19 protein-coding genes are annotated in these 19,261 nt (G+C 36.5%); all 19 read right to left on the reverse strand.

Translation table 11 applies throughout. The features are described 5' to 3' along the window. Positions 1–149: 149 nt before the first annotated feature. Positions 150–1,133 (reverse strand): CobW family GTP-binding protein, encoded by a 984-nt coding sequence (locus TR08_RS30485; protein WP_052427580.1) that lies wholly within the window; start codon positions 1,131–1,133, stop codon positions 150–152. Between the two features lie 15 nt (positions 1,134–1,148). After that, on the reverse strand, positions 1,149–1,631 hold the full coding sequence (locus TR08_RS22180; RefSeq protein WP_052427581.1) for an aromatic-ring-hydroxylating dioxygenase subunit beta: 483 nt from the start codon (positions 1,629–1,631) through the stop codon (positions 1,149–1,151). A gap of 22 nt (positions 1,632–1,653) precedes the next feature. Next, on the reverse strand, positions 1,654–2,820 hold the full coding sequence (locus tag TR08_RS22185; protein WP_045521912.1) for an aromatic ring-hydroxylating oxygenase subunit alpha: 1,167 nt from the start codon (positions 2,818–2,820) through the stop codon (positions 1,654–1,656). 8 nt (positions 2,821–2,828) lie between these two features. Beyond that, positions 2,829–3,926: a zinc-dependent alcohol dehydrogenase gene (locus TR08_RS22190; protein WP_052427582.1), complete on the reverse strand. Its 1,098-nt coding sequence runs from the start codon at positions 3,924–3,926 to the stop codon at positions 2,829–2,831. Positions 3,927–3,975: 49 nt separating this feature from the next. Further along, positions 3,976–4,203, reverse strand: coding sequence for a hypothetical protein (locus tag TR08_RS22195; RefSeq protein WP_202964981.1), 228 nt, complete (start codon positions 4,201–4,203; stop codon positions 3,976–3,978). A gap of 125 nt (positions 4,204–4,328) precedes the next feature. Next, complete coding sequence (locus TR08_RS22200) at positions 4,329–5,138, reverse strand: DUF3891 family protein (protein ID WP_045521917.1); 810 nt, start codon at positions 5,136–5,138, stop codon at positions 4,329–4,331. After that, a complete protein-coding gene (locus TR08_RS22205; protein WP_045521919.1) occupies positions 5,139–5,846 on the reverse strand; it encodes an isochorismatase family protein in 708 nt (235 codons plus the stop codon). A 15-nt stretch (positions 5,847–5,861) separates the two neighbouring features. Next, positions 5,862–6,230: a DsrE family protein gene (locus TR08_RS22210; protein WP_052427583.1), complete on the reverse strand. Its 369-nt coding sequence runs from the start codon at positions 6,228–6,230 to the stop codon at positions 5,862–5,864. Positions 6,231–6,251: 21 nt separating this feature from the next. Next, positions 6,252–6,851: a TetR/AcrR family transcriptional regulator gene (locus TR08_RS22215; RefSeq protein WP_045521921.1), complete on the reverse strand. Its 600-nt coding sequence runs from the start codon at positions 6,849–6,851 to the stop codon at positions 6,252–6,254. Positions 6,852–7,084: 233 nt separating this feature from the next. After that, the gene (locus tag TR08_RS22220; RefSeq protein WP_045521923.1) at positions 7,085–7,969 is read right to left on the reverse strand and encodes a YitT family protein; all 885 of its coding nucleotides are present in this window, start codon (positions 7,967–7,969) and stop codon (positions 7,085–7,087) included. A gap of 182 nt (positions 7,970–8,151) precedes the next feature. After that, complete coding sequence (locus tag TR08_RS22225) at positions 8,152–9,096, reverse strand: biotin-dependent carboxyltransferase family protein (protein WP_045521925.1); 945 nt, start codon at positions 9,094–9,096, stop codon at positions 8,152–8,154. Further along, entirely contained in the window at positions 9,093–9,860 is a 768-nt protein-coding gene (locus TR08_RS22230; RefSeq protein ID WP_045521927.1) for a LamB/YcsF family protein, read from the reverse strand. Before TR08_RS22230 ends, TR08_RS22225 begins: the two co-directional genes overlap by 4 nt. Next, on the reverse strand, positions 9,857–10,591 hold the full coding sequence (gene pxpB / locus TR08_RS22235; protein ID WP_045521929.1) for a 5-oxoprolinase subunit PxpB: 735 nt from the start codon (positions 10,589–10,591) through the stop codon (positions 9,857–9,859). The genes TR08_RS22230 and pxpB overlap by 4 nt, the downstream gene beginning before the upstream one ends. Positions 10,592–10,698: 107 nt before the next feature. After that, positions 10,699–12,033 (reverse strand): Na+/H+ antiporter NhaC family protein, encoded by a 1,335-nt coding sequence (locus TR08_RS22240; RefSeq protein WP_045521931.1) that lies wholly within the window; start codon positions 12,031–12,033, stop codon positions 10,699–10,701. A 143-nt stretch (positions 12,034–12,176) separates the two neighbouring features. Beyond that, the gene (locus TR08_RS22245; protein ID WP_045521933.1) at positions 12,177–12,836 is read right to left on the reverse strand and encodes a TVP38/TMEM64 family protein; all 660 of its coding nucleotides are present in this window, start codon (positions 12,834–12,836) and stop codon (positions 12,177–12,179) included. A gap of 268 nt (positions 12,837–13,104) precedes the next feature. Further along, positions 13,105–14,892 (reverse strand): oligoendopeptidase F, encoded by a 1,788-nt coding sequence (pepF, locus tag TR08_RS22250; RefSeq protein ID WP_045521935.1) that lies wholly within the window; start codon positions 14,890–14,892, stop codon positions 13,105–13,107. A 165-nt stretch (positions 14,893–15,057) separates the two neighbouring features. Beyond that, a complete protein-coding gene (locus TR08_RS22255) occupies positions 15,058–15,342 on the reverse strand; it encodes a hypothetical protein (protein WP_045521937.1) in 285 nt (94 codons plus the stop codon). A 161-nt stretch (positions 15,343–15,503) separates the two neighbouring features. Next, on the reverse strand, positions 15,504–17,450 hold the full coding sequence (locus TR08_RS22260) for an LTA synthase family protein (protein ID WP_045521938.1): 1,947 nt from the start codon (positions 17,448–17,450) through the stop codon (positions 15,504–15,506). A gap of 379 nt (positions 17,451–17,829) precedes the next feature. Continuing rightward, positions 17,830–19,041, reverse strand: a complete 1,212-nt coding sequence (locus TR08_RS22265) for a GNAT family N-acetyltransferase (protein ID WP_045521940.1) — start codon at positions 19,039–19,041, stop codon at positions 17,830–17,832. Positions 19,042–19,261 lie beyond the last annotated feature (220 nt).

The raw sequence follows: 19,261 nt of genomic DNA on the forward strand, positions 1-19,261 counted from the left end.
TCTATTAATGAGCTCTAGACTAGTAATATTTTGCTAGTCCCCACATTTTGATTATACACAATTCGATATTTTCTGAATAATATAAATAACGACATATTGTAACATTAACCATTTAAAGGAGTTACACTAAACATTATTGTTCTATATCGTTAGGAATTTATTGTCAAAAGTTCTTCAATCGGCTTTTTCACAAGATTCGAAAATTCCTCAAATGCTTGATTAGCATTTAAATCTACACCAATTAATGTAATAAATGGATGACTTTCATATTCCATGAATACTTCACAACTTATTCTATTCCCAGTGAATTGAACTAAATAATTTCTATTGTCGTCTTCTAATTGGACAAAACCTTTTGCCCTAATTAAATTTGGCTTTAGACGTGAGAAATACTCTTCTATGATTCTCTTAGTTACTTTAATTGGAACGGGGATCGCTATTGTTGATAAGTAATCGTATGAAGGCTGATCTCCTATCAGCTCATTATCCACAGTAGTTTGGAAGGAATCCCTTCGATCGCTTTCTTTACCGGCCCTATTAACATTAAGGAGTTTATCCAGGCCGACATGACCTAAGGTGGTGAATAGAATTTCAGCAGACTCATTTAACTCTTTGATTAAGGTTTCAATTTTAGGTCTAAGCAAATCCTCTACAAGATCCATTTTATTTACGATAATAGAATCAGCAGAAAATAGTTGTCTTGCATATGTCGACCTCATATCAAAAGATGTTATCCTGGATATAATTTCGGCATCCACAAGTGTAACGACACTTTTAACATAAACTCGGGAAATTAATTCCTTTTTCAACAATTCACCCATGACTTCCTCTGGATTAGCTAAGCCTGTTAATTCAACAAAAATGACTTTTGGTCTAGTTCTTAATAGTTCTTCAAAACTATTAATTAGTTCACTTTTTTTACTGCAACAGACACAACCGTCATTTAAGGATTGAATAGGTACAGTACTTCTCCCATTAATAATGTGGCTGTCAACATCCATCTTTCCGAATTCATTCATGAGTATTCCAAATGTCATTCCTTTTTGCTCTGATTCTTCAAGTAAATTTAATAATAGGGTTGTTTTTCCACTTCCTAAGAATCCACTTAAAATGATAACGGGTACTCTACTCATAAGACTTACTCCCATTTATAACAAGAAGCTCAAGTTTCCGATAAATTCGTTATTATTAATCAGCTCTATTTTTTTAGAGGCAATCTTCCAAGCATTCCCGTTTATTCTCAGCTTGTGTTCAAATCTGCCAGAATAAATCGTTTGGATACTCCTTCTTAATTCCACAATCATAAAATTAGAGCTAACGGTAATGGATTGGTCATCTTGATCTAAAACTTTAATATTGGAGATTAAGTGCCTCGTTCTCGATTGCGGCTCTTGACCGTATGCCAAACCACTTTGTAGTCGCCACACGCGTTCACCCAACCGCTCTTTGTTATCATATATGATCGATACATGTGTATTTGGATCATAGTTATCTTTATTTGACGGAATCCAATACCAGGCGTCCTCTGTAAATAATTCCAGCCATTCACTAAATTTCCCATCATTTAAATAAGAGGCTTCATCTATAAGAAAAGCTTCTACATCCTTACGGTCGATAAGAACTCCATTCATCTTCATGCCTCCTATCATCCTATTATTCTTTCGTCATTAGGCGTCGCCATTCTTTGTATAAAGCTCTTGCCGATACCTCGTCACTTGAAGTGGCAGTAATGATGCCATCTTCATCAATTTCTTCACGATTCATTCCCCGGCTGATTTCTAGCCATTCTGCTCCATTGGCTTTTGCATTCAGCCCCTCCATCACTCGATCAAACCCAACTTCGAGGTCATCTACCGTTCCAAAACCAGCTGGGCCATAGAAGCCTTCATGCTTTCTTAATCTGTTGGCATTCTCTTCTACAGAAACACCTTTCAGCATAATAGGGTACAGGCTGACATGAGTTTTATTAACTGATATTGGTCTAGTTACACGAACTTGAGAACCGACAAAGCCAAGGTTAGGAAAGATAATCAGATTAAAAGGCAATGCACCAATGCCAAGGTCCCCATCTAATTCATATAAGGAATGCCCATTCCCCAAATCACGTATTTTTTCGTTCTTATGCATCTTTGAAAAATTAATTTTTTTTCCTGTTTTGTTTGCTATCAAATTAAAGAAACTTCGATGGGTGACACTTAAATGATAAGGGTCAATTGTATTCTCAACCTGCAGCTTCCAATTACCGTCAAAGCTGTACTTATGAACTCCTGCATTTAAGGCAATACCATCAGGTCCAGTATTAACCACATAATCGATATATTTACGAGCATGCCCTAAGTGTTCTTCGAGACTAGGAACATCCTCAGATAAACTAGCAAAGATAAAGCCCTGGTATACTCCAACCCTTGGAACTTTTATTAATCCCATTTTACAGCGATCAAATTTTTCATCATATCCATCCTGAAATGGCATTCCAGTTAAATCACCATTATTAGAATACGTCCATCCATGATAAGCACAGCGGAAATAGTTTGCATTTCCTTGCTCCTGCTGACAAACTGTTGCTGCTCTATGCCTGCAGCGATTTAATACAACATGTATTTCATCAGTGTCAGAGTCGCGGGTAACAATCAACGGATTCGATCCTATGACAGTTGTCTTGTAGTCACCTGAATTAGCAATCTCACTTTCATGCGCTACATATACCCATGTATTTTCAAAGATTTTTCTCATTTCTATTTGAAAAATAGCTTCATCCGTATAGACATCTCCGTGGACTGCGCCTTCTCTAACCAGATCAGAAATGTTCACCGTTCCCATCGTTAATTTCACCTATCTTCCTTTAAAGATTCATTTACAACTGCAACGTGAATGCACCCATCCTCACCAAATGCATGCATCCTCACTGCTTTTGCTGCATCTTCGAACGGAAAACTATGCGTAACCATCTTTTCAAGAGGGTATTTTTTTGATTCAATTACCCGCAATGCGACTCCAACAGCTCTCTTTGGCCGGCCAAGGACTCCTTTTATGGTCAACAGCTTCCAAGTGATTTTATTAGACATAAGATTTTGGGATAATTTTTCATCTGTCCCTGAGTGAACGATGGTGGATCTTAGTCCTGCTAAGTCTAATGCAGTTACCAGTTGTTGCGGAGCGGTTGCTGCATTAATAATGGTATCAGCCATTTTTCCATCTGTTACCGTATGAACTTCTTTAACGAGATCCTGCGTATCTGCAAAGAAAGTGTGCGTAGCACCAAATTCTTTTGCTAATTTCAAACGATGTTCGTCCTTCGACATACCCGTAACGATAATCTTCCCTGCTCCTGCTTCTTTAGCCCCGATTACAGCTCCTAAGCCCATTGGTCCTGGTCCTTGAATAAGGACTGTATCACCGACTTTAGTATTACCCACTTCTTGAACCCAGTGGATACCATTTGAAATCGGAATATATAATTGTAAAAGTTCTGCTGAAACATCTGCACTCGCTTTATGAATGATAGAATTAGGGTGCAGATACATATATTCTGCAAATCCTCCCCATAAAGCAGTTTTTTCATTGTCTATTCTCATTGCTCCATACCGTAAATCAAAACATTGTTGATAATTTCCGGTAAGACAATTATTACAGGCACCGCATGGGATATACTCTTCCACAACCACTCGGTCCCCTTCTTGTAACCCCCAGCGTTCTGCGGCCTTTTGACCTAAATTTGTCACCCTTCCAACTATTTCATGACCAATCACACATGGAAGTTGAAAAACCCCATTCCCGCCATTCAAATAGGCTTCACTGTCAAATCCACAAACCCCGCAGGCTTCCACATGAAGCAGGGCATCATTCTCTCCCGTTTTAGGGATAGGGAATTCCATTATTTCTATTGTTTCTTTTTCTGTAAGAACAGCCGCTTTTACTTTGTTCAACATTTTCCCTCCCAGCCTTTTCTGAACGCCAATCTAATCTATTAAAAAACTATACAATATCGTCTGCTTCATCTACCCATCTTGTTTGTGATGGATCTAATAAGGAAGTAAGGTCCTTATGTGTGCTCCATAATAGGCTTTCTAATTCAAGGGGATCAAAGTAAGACCTTTTTCCAGTTCGGATATCTTGTATTAGAAGCCTATCCCCATTAGCAGACCTGTCTATTTGAACGGATACATATGCAAATTCATTTTTAAGAATAAAGCCTTCCTTCACTGCATTCACCTGCATTCATTTGTAGTTAGTTAGTACCAACTAACATGAAGTCAAATTTTTATATTCATTTTCTAGTTTTTACTATATTAGCAATATTCTGAATACAAAAAACGAATTATGTCAGATTAACTAGCAACAATTCTCCAATTAATCTCTTCTTTTTCTGCAGCTTCTACTATTTCTTTTGCTTCAAGATTATTTTCATAATCGCGGTCTTCAATTTTTCTTCCAGGTACGGATGTATCAAATTCATCTGTAAATGGGAATGGATGAATAAGTATTTCTCCATTACCTTTAGATTTAACTGTTAGTTGCACTGGTTCGCTTTCTCTTGTCATTCTTATTGGGCCTAATATAACTTCATTAACCTCTTTAGGATTGTTAAGTCCCATAAATAAACCTAAGCGATCCATAACTTGAAAATACTCATATTGCATCCAAATTTTATCTTCAAATTCACTACGTTTCTGCCGAGCTTCCCAATATTGCTGCTTTATATCAACCCATTCCTTTTGGATAGAGTTAATGGTATCATTCATGAAGCCTCGCAGATCATCTGAAACCTTGTAAGTAAAGGTTGGATCATATCCAAATCTACTTGTATATAGACCAATCCAGTGCATTCCTAGCATCATACCTGCATATGGATCCTGTTTTAATGTATTTCGATACCCAATTTCGTAGAAACGAACATGTTGTGGTAAATTAACCTCCAAAAAATTGGTTGGTCGCTTAGTAGCTTCGTTAAACAATATTTCATCATCAGGCTGTTTCCATCCAGAGTCATGTTTTTCAATGCCAAGACTGACAGATTCATGGTTTGCTAGCTTCTGAAACTTTTCGTTCCCCCATAACCTTGACACATTCCCCATTTGGGTAGCATGTTCATCCTGCCTTACCAACACTAATTTCTCGTCCTGCTTTGAAATAATCATTTACTTCCCCCTCTCATTTTTAAGCGCTTCCAAAAGGGATATTACTTGTTCTGTAAGTATGACGTCACCATACTTTTGTTGTATATCAAACAAGTTAATAGCATGGGTAGTAATACCACGGTCAAACACGCATTCTTCCGGAACCACTACTTTATAATTATTTGAAAAAGCGTCCACTACCGTAGCTCTAACGCATCCGCTAGTTGTACATCCTGTTACAATTACACTATCTATTCCCTTTGCTGTTAACAGGGAAACTAAAGGTGTTCCATAAAAGGCACTTGGCTTTTTCTTTGATAGAATTACCTCACCGTTTTTCGGTGCTAACTCCTCAACTACCCTCGTTCCTTTTTCGCCTTGAAGAAGGAGAGGATGATTGAAAATCTGGCCTTTAATCGCTACACGGTCATTATCACCGCTCTTGTTTCCTTCAATAATGGTATATATAACTGGAAATCCTTTTTCACGGAATGTTTCTAGTACTCTTCTAATATACGGAATAGCTTTCCAACTAGCAGTTCCACAACTTGTTGGGTATGCTTTAATCGCATCTTCAATTTCCTCGGGTCCATCCCCAGTGAATCCATATTGAACATCGACTATCAAGAGTGCTGGCTTTTTTCCCAAACCATACGTAGTGCCTAATCCGGCGCCTGAGTAAATTTTTGCATCACGGTCATCTAAGTATTTTTCCCATATTCTTGCCATTCGACTTCACCTCTCTTATCCGTAAGTAATGACCTTATCACATGCCGTGGTCATTTCAACTAGAACACTAGGAGAGCCTAATTCTACTTTTTTCCCTTCTAGATCCTTTGCCGTAATCCCCCTTGCCCCACAGGAAACTTGTGATAAAACAATTCGTCCCCCTCGTTCAAGAATTTCATTAACAGAATTCCTTAACTCAGTTGCCGTTACCCCTACTCCAAACACAGTGTCAAGATTATCTTCCTTTAATAATTGGACGGCACTTCCTGCAAGAAACATAGAGGCTTGATGTCCATCCTGGAGAGCTGTTTTTGCAATTAGGAAAGCCCGGTCTGCTTGAGTTGGTGCCTCTGGACCGTGTGTTAAGTGAATCAATAAATGCATATTTTTTCCTCCCTTATTTGTTTAATGAATTTTTTCACTTACCCCATTCGGAGTTAGATGATCGATAAATACATGTACACTCCCTTTAATTACATCCTCTTCTGAAAGTGAAGTAATGATTTCACCTGATACAAAAGATCGGGATATAAAAAGACCATAACTCATATAAAGGAAATTCATAGCTGTCAGCTCATAATCCGCGTTTATGATCAGTTCCCTTTTATTCATCTCTTCTAAATATTTTATAATCAAGTCCTTTAATTGCCTTGGGTGCTTATTTACCTGCTCTAGTAATCCTGGCACATTATGCCCTTCTTGAATGGCAATCTTTATAACGTTTTTATTCTTTTTCATAATTTTGTGATAGGTCTCCGCAATCATCAATAAGTCTTTCTCAAGATCCCAAATTAACTTATGCTCAAAAAGTTCCTTCATTTGAAAACTATAATAGTATCGATCAATTGCTGCTTCTAGAATTTTCTTTTTGTTCGGAAAATGTCTAAAGAGAGTCATTTCACTCACAGAAGCTTTTTCGGCTATTTGTTTTGTCGTTGCTCCCTTAAATCCTTTTTTCGCAATCATATCAATTGCCACTTTTAAAATTTTTTCATCAGTACTCATATTCCTTCTACCTACCTAACTATGTTTGTTAGTACTCACTAACTTTCTCTTAATATGAATGTTATATTAGTGACAAAAATGTGTCAATATCTTTTCTGAATTATTTAAAAATTTAAATATATTATTAACAAAAACAATAATTGGTTTTTTACTCTTTATCAAAACTTCCCTGTACATAATAAATAAATCTCAGGGAAACTTTGTCCCTGAGATTTTTTTGTAATATATATGCATCAATGGATGTCACGTTTCTTAAAGCGACCGCCACGAACTTCGGAGATGTCAGCTATCGCCAAAAAGGCATTTGGATCAATTTCCTCAACAATCGTTGTCAGTTTCGATTCTTCAAGACGAGTGATGATACTGAAAATAACCTTCTTATGGTCACCGGTATAGGCTCCCTCACCCTTTAGGTAAGTTACACCACGACCTAAGCGTGCATTTACTGCATTTCCGATTTCTTCTGCTTCATCGCTAATAATCCAAACAGATTTGGATTCCTCGAAGCCGTCTACCACAGTATCAATTGCTTTTGCAGCAATAACGTAAGCTAGTAAGGAATACATTGCCCTATCCCAACTAAACACAAATCCTGCTGCTCCTAAAATAAAAAGGTTGATAAACATAATAATTTGACCAACGGAGAATGGCACTTTTTTAGTTATCACTAGCGATAGTATTTCTGTACCATCTAATGCTCCACCGAAGCGAATAACAATTCCAACTCCAATTCCTAATATCATGCCTCCAAAAATAGTCGCAAGAAGAATATCATCGGTAAAGGCTGGTATTGGATGAAACAATGTCGTAAAAACAGATAAAACAATAATTCCATAAACAGTAGAAATGGCGAAGGTTTTTCCCATTTGCTTATATCCTAAATAAACAAACGGCAGGTTTAATAGGAATAGAAAGATACCGAGTTCAAGACCTGTTAAATGAGATAACATAATTGATATACCTGTTACCCCACCATCAATTACCTTGTTTGGGACTAAAAAGATCTCTAGACCGGTAGCCATTAATATCGCTCCGAGAGTAATGGCTACCGCTCGAAAGATTTTTTTACTAAGAGAGAGTTTTCGATGTTGTACTTTTCCGTTTACTAATTCTGTCACAAAATCACACCTTATCAATAAAATTTATTAATAAAACCAAACTGGAGAATGAATTCCACTACTAATTCTCTGACTAGGTTATTATTACCAACTTATGTAGCCTTCATTAATCAATTATTATTCCTATCATTATACCATAAAATCTATTAAAAATGAATTCAAGTTCATATTTACAGAAGGTATTACGACCTAGAGAACCAGTATAAACATTTTATCTGTTTCCTACATTCGATTAGCAGATTTTGAGCAGATTGTAGGGAGATCGCTTTAAATCTTATCTTGGTTCCCGGTAGGGCTTGAGCAAGAAGTGGGATATCAGTAGATATCACCGTTCCTATTCTAGAATAGCCTCCAGTTGTTTGGTGCTCAGCCATAAGTATGATAGGCTGCCCGTTTGCAGGGACTTGAATTCCACCTAAAGGAATGGCGTCAGAAATAATATCAGCAGGACTGCTATGCTCTATTATTGGACCTGTTAATTGAAACCCCATTCGGCTTGATTTAGGTGATATAAAATATTCTTCATTCAGAAATGTTTCGATTCCTAATGAAGTAAATTTATCTTTATGAGGACCTGCAATGAATCTAACGGTTAATGGATTCGTATATTTAGGAATAAGATTAGCGTGCAGTTGTCTATTTCTCTTAATAAATGGGTTCCCATAGAGAGTATCCCCCTCTTTTAGAGCTCTGCCTTCAAAACCTCCAAATTTTCCTGTTAAATACGTTGATTTACTATTGAGTACAAGTGGAACATTAATTCCACCAGCTATGCATATGTATGATCTCACTCCTTCTTTTACCTCTCCAAACGATAGAATTTGTCCTTTTTGAATGAATATGCTCTTCCAGAGAGGAACTTCCTGTTCATTAATTTTGGGTGAAAGATTCCCACCACAAATTGCAATAGAGACATCATGTAAAGCCAACAGGACTGGTCCAATTAGCGGTGCTTCAAGCCCAGCCTCACCTAAGTCGTTTCCAACTAACAAATTTCCCATTTGCAAAGAATAAGTATCCATTGCACCTGACGGACTAACCCCGTATTCACGGAATCCATATCTACCAAGGTCTTGGACAGTTGTTTGCAATCCAGGTTTAATTACTTTAAAGATTGGAGTACTCATCTTTCGGACCAACTCTTTCTTATAACTATATTTTCTTCCGTTAAAGCATGTTTTAATTCCTTAATAAAATCTAATGCAGCAGGTTCATCCCCATGGATACAGACTGTATCTGCCGTTATAGCAATTTCAGTTCCATCCGCCGCTGTAACTTTTCCTTCCTTTACCATTCGAATGATTCGCTGTGCTGCAAATTTCATATCATGTATCATGCTGTTGCTTTCATTTCTAGAAGTTAACGATCCATCAGGCTGATAGGTTCTGTCAGCAAACACTTCCTGTGTTGTTAATAAACCCTTTCCTTTTCCAGCTTGAATTAGTTCACTTCCTGAAAGACCAAAAAGGACTAAGCTAGAATCATAATCAGCAACAGCCTGTGCAATAGCGTCAGCAATTGGTCGTAACTTAGAAGCCATATTATACAAGGCTCCATGGGGTTTAACATGGGCAAGCTTAACCCCTTGAGCTTGCGCCATCGCAGATAAGGCACCTATTTGGTAGAGTGTTAGATGATAGATTTCCTTTGGGGATATGTTCATTTCCCTCCGACCGAACCCCATTAAATCCGGGAATCCAGGATGTGCACCAATATTAACATGATATTTCTTTGCCAACTTAATCGTTTCCATCATCACATTATGATCCCCTGCATGGTAGCCACAGGCAATATTTGCAGATGAAATATGCTTCAAAATCTCTTTATCATTACCAATTTTAAAAAACCCATAACTTTCTCCAAGATCACAATTAAGGTCAATAAAGCTCATGTTTTTTCCGCTCCCTTTTTGTAAGTCAATACTTCATACTTTTTAGTGGCTACACATTCTTTTATGGTAAGAAACTCTTCATAGTTCACAGGAAAAAACGTTACATAATTTCCTGCAGATAATTGCGAAGGTTTGTCATTCTTGATATCAAATAGAGATAATGGGGTGATGCCAATAATTCTCCAGCCTGAAGGGACTTCAGTAGGATAAATTCCTGTTTGGTTGCCGCCAATTCCTACAGAGCCTGCTGCTATTGTTGCTCTTGGTTTTTCCAGTCGAGGAGCTGCAATTTTTTTATTAAGACCGCCGAGATAAGGAAAGCCTGGTACAAATCCAATCATATATATTAAATATTCTCTGTCTGAATGTAAGTTGATAACTTCTTGTTCACTGATGTTATTGAACTCTGCAACAAATCGTAAGTCCGGTCCAGACTCCCCACCATAATAAACTGGAATCCTGTAGACAATAGGTCTTTGTGGACTAGATTCCATGGGTGATTCATAAATTGAGTAAATATTTTTCACTAATTGACTAAATTCTATTTTTGCAGGGTCATAAAAAATGGCAATAGAAGTATAGGTTGGTACACACTCGATAACGCCATCAATTTTATTACGTCTAAAATTCTGTAAAAACTGATTGATTTGGTGATGAGTACTCTCATCAATTTCATTACCAAAAGTTATCGTAATTGCTGAATCTCCAATTGGTACGATTTCTACACTCATTTACTTCACCTTTTTTCAACAATTTGTTAAATTACTATTTACTTTATTATACAATCCAATAAAGCAATAAAAAACGCTCTGATCGTCAAGACCAGAGCGTAATCTTATTAACTAACCTTTTCGCTGACTATTTTTGCATTACTTTTTTCAACATTTTTTGTTGTAAACCGCGGGAAACCAGATAATATCGCCACTACTCCACATACCCCTATTAATATTGGGTAATAAGAATAGGCTAATATACTAACTGGAGAGATACTCGCAACCCCTGCAGCAACCAACATTTGAGCACCGTAAGGGATTAACCCTTGAATACTGCAGGAAAACACGTCGAGCAAACTTGCCGACCTGCGTGGATCAATTCCATACTTACCGGCAATATTTTTCGCAAGCGGTCCAGCAATAATGATTGAAATTGTGTTATTTGCAGTTGAAAGATCAGTTAAGCTTACAAGTCCAGCAATGCCAAATTCAGCACCTTTTTTCGATTTAATCTTCCGTGTTACAAGATGGAGTAAATAATCAATCCCGCCATTATGCTTAATTACTTCTACCATACCTGCAATCAAAATGGCGAGGAAGGAGATTTCATACATCCCTGCCATACCATCGCTAATTTTTTGTATGAGTTCCATAAGGTTATAACTGCCATCTACTAACCCGATTAACCCAGCAAACAAGATTCCAAATGCAAGAACCAAAAATACATTTACCCCTGCTAACGCAGTAATTAACACACCTAGATAGGGTAGAATCTTAATCCAATCAAAGGGTTGTTGGTTGATATTGGCTTGTTCACCCATTGTTAAAACTGAAAGAATGACACAAGTAATAATTGCTGCTGGCAGGACTATAAGGAAATTCACCTTAAATTTATCCCTCATTTTTGTGCCTTGTGTCCTTACTGCTGCAATTGTTGTATCCGAAATAAATGACAAGTTATCCCCAAACATCGCACCGCCAATTACAGCTGCCATTGAAAGTGGAAGAGAAATATCCGTTTGCTCACTAATCCCAACTCCTATTGGTGCCAGCGCTACAATTGTTCCCATGCTTGTCCCCATAGACAAGGATATAAAACAAGCGATAATAAAAACACCGACCATTAACAGATTTTGAGGTACGACAGATAGTGCCAGATTTACTGTTGAATCAACTGCACCCATTCCATTCGCAGTCTCGGAAAAAGCACCCGCTAACAGGAAAATCATAACCATTAGCATGATATTTGATTCTCCTGCACCTCTTGTGAAAATTTCCACCTTCTGATTAAATGATTCTTTCCTATTCATTGTTAATGTTACAGCTGCTGCGAAAACAATCGCCACAATAACCGGAAATTTATAAAAATCACCCGTGATAATCCCCGAGCCGATAAATAATACTAAAAATACAGCAAAAGGTATAAGCGCCCATGGATTCCCTTTTTTGCTTGTACTCATGGTAAACACCCCTTTCTTCTTTTTTACATAAAAAAACCTCTTCTTTCAAAAAAAGAAAAAGAGGTTTTACTATCTATTTAACAAACAAATATTAGAGTACAATAATTTTTATCTTTGCGCAAGATGCTACAGGTAAAATTCATTTAATTTACTTGTTTTCTTCTTTTCTGTTTTTTCTTAAGGCGATAGAAAAACACAATTCCTACAAGGACGAGCGTTAAACCAAGGAGGATATTTTGCTCCATATTTCCCTCCATTACTCCCGCAGGGATAAGGGTTAACACAAAGAAAAAGATAAGATTTCCAAACATGGTACCGATAATAAAATGTTTAAATGTGATAGAACTTAATCCGCTGAGAATATTGATTAAGCTTGTAGGAACGAATGGAATTATTCTCGCTTGGAACACAAATAATAACCCATTTTGTTCCATCCTTGATAGCAGTTCGGGATTTGTTTTTTTCTGTACCCAATCATTAAAAAAATAACGACTTCCAAAAAACCAAATGCCGGCAGCAATTATACTTGTAAACCAACTCCAAATTAGACCATTAACGAAACCGAACAATGCATAGTTTATTGTGATGATAATTATGAGAGGAATAATGGTAAATGAATTTTGAATCACCATGATGATAAAGGTAAAGAAGAACTTTGAAAATGAAGTATCTTTCAATGACAGTATGATTGAATCCATATCCCCGTTTCTAAGTAATCGGAACGTTTCGGTATTTTGAACAACTATAAAAATGATCAATATTATCCCAATAAAGGCAATGATTTTTTTCCAAATATTAATCACCTATTTTCATTTTAAGGTAATCTCGTAAGAGTAAATATATTCTTATTCCCATCATACCATGCAACAAATAACAAAGTATGAACAAAAGTGATTTCGTAAAAAAAGGAATAAAAATGTCATAATCGTTAAGAACATTTTCTTTAATAAAGGAAAAAATAAGGGAACGCAAAATCAGAGAGCGGATTGACAATCAAACAACCTAATTTAATTTAATAAAACAAAAAATGTGCCCCTGAGAATTCTTGGGGCACAATTTTTGTTTTATTATTTATAGACCTGAGAATTCTTCAACCAGCTCTCCAAACTTTTTCATGGCATTTTCTATTGGCTCATGTGTGGTTAAATCGACTCCCGTCTTCTTTAGCAGCTCCAGAGGATAATCACAACTTCCACTCTTTAAGAAGTTTAGGTATGATTGTAACGTTTCTTTATCCCCTTCAAGAATTTTTGTTGCCAAATGAATCGCTGAAGCAAAACCAGTTGCATACTTGTAGACGTAAAAGGGGCGATAGAAATGAGGAATTCTCGACCAGCCAAATTTCACTTCATCGTCAAACACCACTGCAACCCCGTTGTATTCCCTGAACAATGCTTCATACGTCTGATTAAATACCTCCACATTTAATGGAGTGCCCTTCTCAGCCAGCTCATGTGTGATTTTCTCAAATTCAGCAAACATGACCTGGGTGAAGAACGTGCCCTTAAATTGATCAATGAAATGGTTTAATAAATGCTTCCTAACCTCAAGATTCTTCTCGGTATTTAACAAGTAATTAATCAATAATATTTCGTTGACGGTGGAAGCCACTTCTGCGACAAAAATACTATAACGAGCTGTAATTTGAGGCTGATGCTGCGAGCTTAATTTACTATGGACACCATGACCACACTCATGGGCTAGGGTAAATAAACTGTCTAAATCATCTTGATGATTTAATAATATAAATGGATGAACACCGTATATCCCCAAATTATAAGCGCCTGATCGCTTGCCAGGGGTCTCACGGACATCAATATACCTGGCATCCTTGAACTCTTTTAGAATGGATACATACTCTTCCCCAAGAGGAGCCAAGGCTTTCATCATTGTTTCATAGGCTTCCTCATAGGGTATTACCTGTTTCACGCCCTGTACTAATGGAACGGACATATCATATTGCCGAAGTTCATCTAACTGAAGTTTTTCCTTGCGGATTTCAGAATACTTGTGTAGGGGTGAGATATTTCCTTTCGTCGCCCTAATTAGGTTCTCATAAACTTCCTTTGGCACCATATCGCCGAATAATGCTTTTTCTAATGCAGATGGATATTTCCTAATTTTTGCTAAGGTGACGTTATTTTTGACAGCTGCAGACAGTGTGCTCGCAATGGAATTCTTTAATTCAACATATGGCTTATAATACGCTTTATAAGCTTCCCTTCGTTTATCGCGGTCTTCATCCTCGATTAATTTTGAGTACAGCCCTCTTGTCAGCTGAACCTTTTCACCGTTGTTAATCGTAACATCTCCAAACTTAATATCTGCATTATTTATCATGCCAAAGGTGGTACTTGGAGCAGACAATGCTTCGCCTAATTGTGATAAAACTTCTTCCTGGTCTTTACTAAGGACATGGGACTTGTATCGAAAGGATTCATATAAATCCTCCTCAAAGTACTTAAGACCCTCCTCCTCCGCAATATAACTGCTTAAGGTATCTTTATCTAAACCTAATAGGAACGGCATAAAAAAGGATGTTGAGGAACTAACCTTCACACTAAGACCTTTTGCACGATCTAATACAGATTGTGAATTTGGGTCCCGTGTATCCTCATCTACCCTCAGCATTGCATAGGCATAGACATGATTGAATGTATAGGATAATTCCTCTCTTTGTTTCAAGTATTGATAAAGACTCTTACCATCCTGAATGGCTCCATCAAATTGCTTTAGTTTCTCGGCCATTTTTTTAACAAGCTGAAGATCGTTTTCCCATTTGGTTATATCGGAATAAATATCTTCAAGGTTCCATTTTTCATTTACTGGTACTTCATTTCTGGAAGTATAAGTCGACATATGTGCCCTCCTTATTAGCATAACTAGATATTAGTAAATATTCGGTTGATTTATTTTCTAGACCCATCGCTCTCTTTTTCATCTATTTTCCAATAATACTGTAATAAGTGCAAATAAAAAAAAACACCCGAGTTAGGTGCATATTAGATTTTCTTTATTTATTTCTTAATTTTTTACAGTAAGATAACTATTAAATCGATTATTGGATTGACAATGTGGGCACCTAACCGTAATTTCAACATCAACAATGTGAAAAGCTCCATTATTGACATTACTCTTTTTTAGGACAACAACTTGATCGGTTAGTACTTTACCTTTATAGATTGATGACAAATTCTCTACATCCTTTTCTCCACTAACGATCGCAGCATATTCAAATTCCTTACTACAGAAAATGCAAGACTTTTCATCTGTAACAACATGATTTGTAGCAGCCATTTGTAATTTCATTTGTCTCATCTCCCGTTTGTCGTCCTTCATTGATTCGACATTCCCAAGAGAGTTTCCTTCTAAATTTTTGATGTAATCAAAAAATTCATATTTTAGACAACTTTTATATAAATAATAAAAAAAGGCTGTTTAGGATGTTCCTAAACAGCTGGGTTTAAATCTTATTTTTCACCATCTTGAGTTGGATTGTAGTTGTATTGTGTTCGGTCAATAGGAGTAAAGTTTCCAGGCGTATAAAAACGCAATAAGTCCCCGTTTACAACTTTATCAGAAAGAGCTAATTTATTGACTACGATGTTCTGGAGGTTTGTTGCCTCTTCCATCCTATTTTCATCAATTTCCAATCCTGTAGTGGAGTCATAGAATTTACCATTTACAGATGAAATAGTTGGACTCATAAAGCCGCCATCACGGAAAGGAACAAGATCATCATGCTGTTCAGATAAAAGGTCTGTACCAAATTGTACGTACTCTTTTGTATCTGTCCCTAACAAGTGAAGAAGTGTTGGAAGGATATCAATTTGACCACCGTATTCGTGGTTAACTCCACCTTCCATTCCAGGTACACGGATAAAGAATGGTACACGTTGTAAACCTGCACTATCGAAATCTGTAATTTCTTTGCCTAGAACTTTTTCCATTGCTTTATTATGATTTTCTGATATTCCATAATGGTCACCATACATCACAATAATTGAATTATCATATAACCCTGATTCTTTTAGATAATCAAAGAATGACTTCAACGCTTCATCCGCATAACGCGCAGTTTGGAAGTACGTATCAACAGATTTATCACCCGTTGTGTGTGGAGCAATCGTCGCTTCTTCTTCAGCAAGCGGGTACGGATAATGATGTGTTACAGTCATAAACTTTGTATAAAATGGCTGCGGTAATGATTCCAACATTGGGATCGATTCCTCAAAGAATGGCTTATCCATAAGCCCATACTCGGCTAGATCTTCTGGATTCATATTATAATATTTTTCGTCAAAAAAGTGGTTGTATCCAAATGATTTATAAATTTCATCACGATTCCAAAAACTTCCTGAATTCCCGTGGAACACTGCAGACGTATAACCTTGCTGGCCTAAAATTGCTGGTGCAGCTTGGTACGTATTTAACCCTTTTGTTGTAAAGGCAGAACCCTGTGGAAGTCCATATAATGAATTTTCCAGGATAAATTCAGCATCTGACGTTTTACCTTGTGCTGTTTGATGGAAGAAATTATCGAAATAAAGTGTGTTTTGATCCTTTGTTAAGGAATTTAGAAACGGTGTTACTTCTTCCCCATTCAACTTGTAATCAATAAGGAAGTTCTGCATCGATTCAAGATGTAAATAAATCACGTTCATGCCTTTTCCAGCACCAAAGTATGCAGGATTTGGTTCAGCATAGTTAGATTTAGTGTAGTTGATTACTTCCGTCATATCATCGCTGTCCGCCATAACCCTTTGCGCGGAAGCTTTTGTACTTTTTACTGCATCGTAAATCGTGTAGTTGTACATACCTAAATATTTCACAATATAGTTACGGTCAAAGCCTCTAGTTAATAATTGAGGACGATCGGTTTCCGCTAGTCCTAAATTCCCAAATGAAATTGCTAATGATAATGAGAATAAAGCTGCTACTTTCCTGCGGTTCATATCTTTGAACTCAATTTTCACAAAACGAGAAGCAAGTAATGTAATCAACAGAATGATATCAATAAAGAACAAGAAATCAAGTGGTTTCAATAGTGATATTACACTGCTGCTTACATCACCAAAGTTTTGTGTCTGAGTTAAAGTTGGTAAAGTTATAAAGTCATTAAAGAACCTGTAATAAACGACATTTGCAAATAAAAGAAATGATAAAAAGAAATCAATCACGAGCAGCGCAATGTATTTTTTACGTCCTTTAAATAGAGAAGCAAGTCCTAAAAATAATAAAGATGATCCTAACGGATTAATAAATAATAGGAATTTTTGTAATGTATTTTCAATTCCTAAATCAAATTGTGTTAGTTGAGCTATAAATGTTTTCATCCAAAGGAGTAATACAGCCAAAAAGAAAAAGCCAATATATTTATTTAAAATACCCTGACCCTTTTGAGTTAAGTTATTCATTTTTTGCACCTACCTTTAAGCAGTAATTATTATTTAATTTGAGTTTATTCATATGAGTTATAGAATCCATTAATCTATGAATTTGATAATAACAGTTAAATATGAACAATTTATGAATAAGAAAAGAAAAAAATAATGTAACACAAGAATAGTATTATACGGATTATTTTCAAAAAGTCAAGAAGGCATATATACATCTAAAAAAACTGTAAAAAAGAAGTGCTAATCTTTAATAATTCGTGATTAGCACTTCTCGCTCTAATGTTCCTGTCTGCTTTTTCTTTTGATGATTTGAATTACTATAATTCATGTATGTGATAGTTCCACGAAAAGAGGATAAGAACAACTATGTCTCATCCTTTTTTTATTAATTTGATGTTCAAAAATAATCAGAAAAGTAGGGTGTCTGCCTCTTAATAATTTTCTCTAATATCCCCACAGCCTGTTCTTCACCCTTCAGACGGGAAATAGCAGCCAAGTATGATGGCCTTTTGTAACTGAGTAACATCGTGGTGAGTGTTTGTATATCTAGCGAAGCTGTTGGATCATTCCCACTTTGAATTAATTGTCCCTGACCCTCAGGAGAAACATACAGCGTGAATATCCCTTTGTTCCACTCCAACATCGGATCTTCAAGCTTAAAGGTTAACTTACTATCTGTTCCGGTAGCTTTAAAAGGATATTGAGTAATAAACTGTTTGGCATCTACGATTCGTGCCATAAAATAAGGAGAAATGGTTTCTTTAATATCACCGTCTTCAAGCCAAAAGGCTAATGGTTCATTCATAAAGATGTTCCCTACAACCTTTGACACCATAGAAAAATGGGCACCAATGAAATTCCAGAGTCCAATCCGTGCCTCTTGATTCATATAAATCATTTCTTTTATATGTAGTACATCCTCAGAGATCCAGTACAATAGATACCCTTGAGGCTGGTGTTTTGAATCAAAATAGACGGCTGCAATTAATTCCTCTACATCCCATCTCCAATATTCATCCCATGCTAAATCATTACGAATCATGGCGACATGCATTTTACTAGAAAAGAGTTTGTAAACTGTTCTTATATCAGGGTGCTCAATATTCAACCTTTCCACATATCCTGGAACTTCCTTTCTCTTTGGTAATTGAACGTCTCTCACTTCAAACGTCATCTTATCTGAAATAATCTCCCATCCCCTTCGGCGGTAATAGGGAATCGAATAGGGAAATAAATAGGATATAGATTGTTTTCTTTCCTTCATATCTGTAAGTCCTTGTCGCATCAACTTATACATAAGACCCATATTTGCATATTCTGGATAGGTACCAACTCCCGTTAAACCGCCCATCTCAAATGTTCGTCCAAAAATATTTACTTGAAAAGGGTAAATGGCCAGCTGTGATACAAGTTTTTCACCATCAAACCAACCTAACACATCTGCCTGATCTAAAACGGGCTTTTTGGCTAAAGCAATTTCACGTTCTTCCCATCCCACCATTTGTAAATCTTTTTTTGTTACTTGAAACACATACCGCAATAACTCGTTAAATTGTTGGAAATGCTTCGTTTCCACTTTCCCCATATTGAGCCTGTCTAGTCGACTCATACCTAATACCTCCAAAAAATTCAAGTAGCACTCTTGACGTATTTGATTAAGTATTATTGTTTACTTTAAGAAGGATAAGCATTCTTGACCCCATATTTTTAAGCGATAATAAAGTTTTCTCTAAGTAAAAAAAGACCTCCAAATAAGGAATTCACCTGTTGTCAGGCCGAAAAACCGACTTGACACATCGGAATTATTGGTATATTGTAATCCTAATGAT

The organism is Neobacillus niacini, from assembly GCF_000759675.1.
GTDB classification, from domain to species: Bacteria; Bacillota; Bacilli; order Bacillales; family Cytobacillaceae; genus Neobacillus; species Neobacillus niacini_A.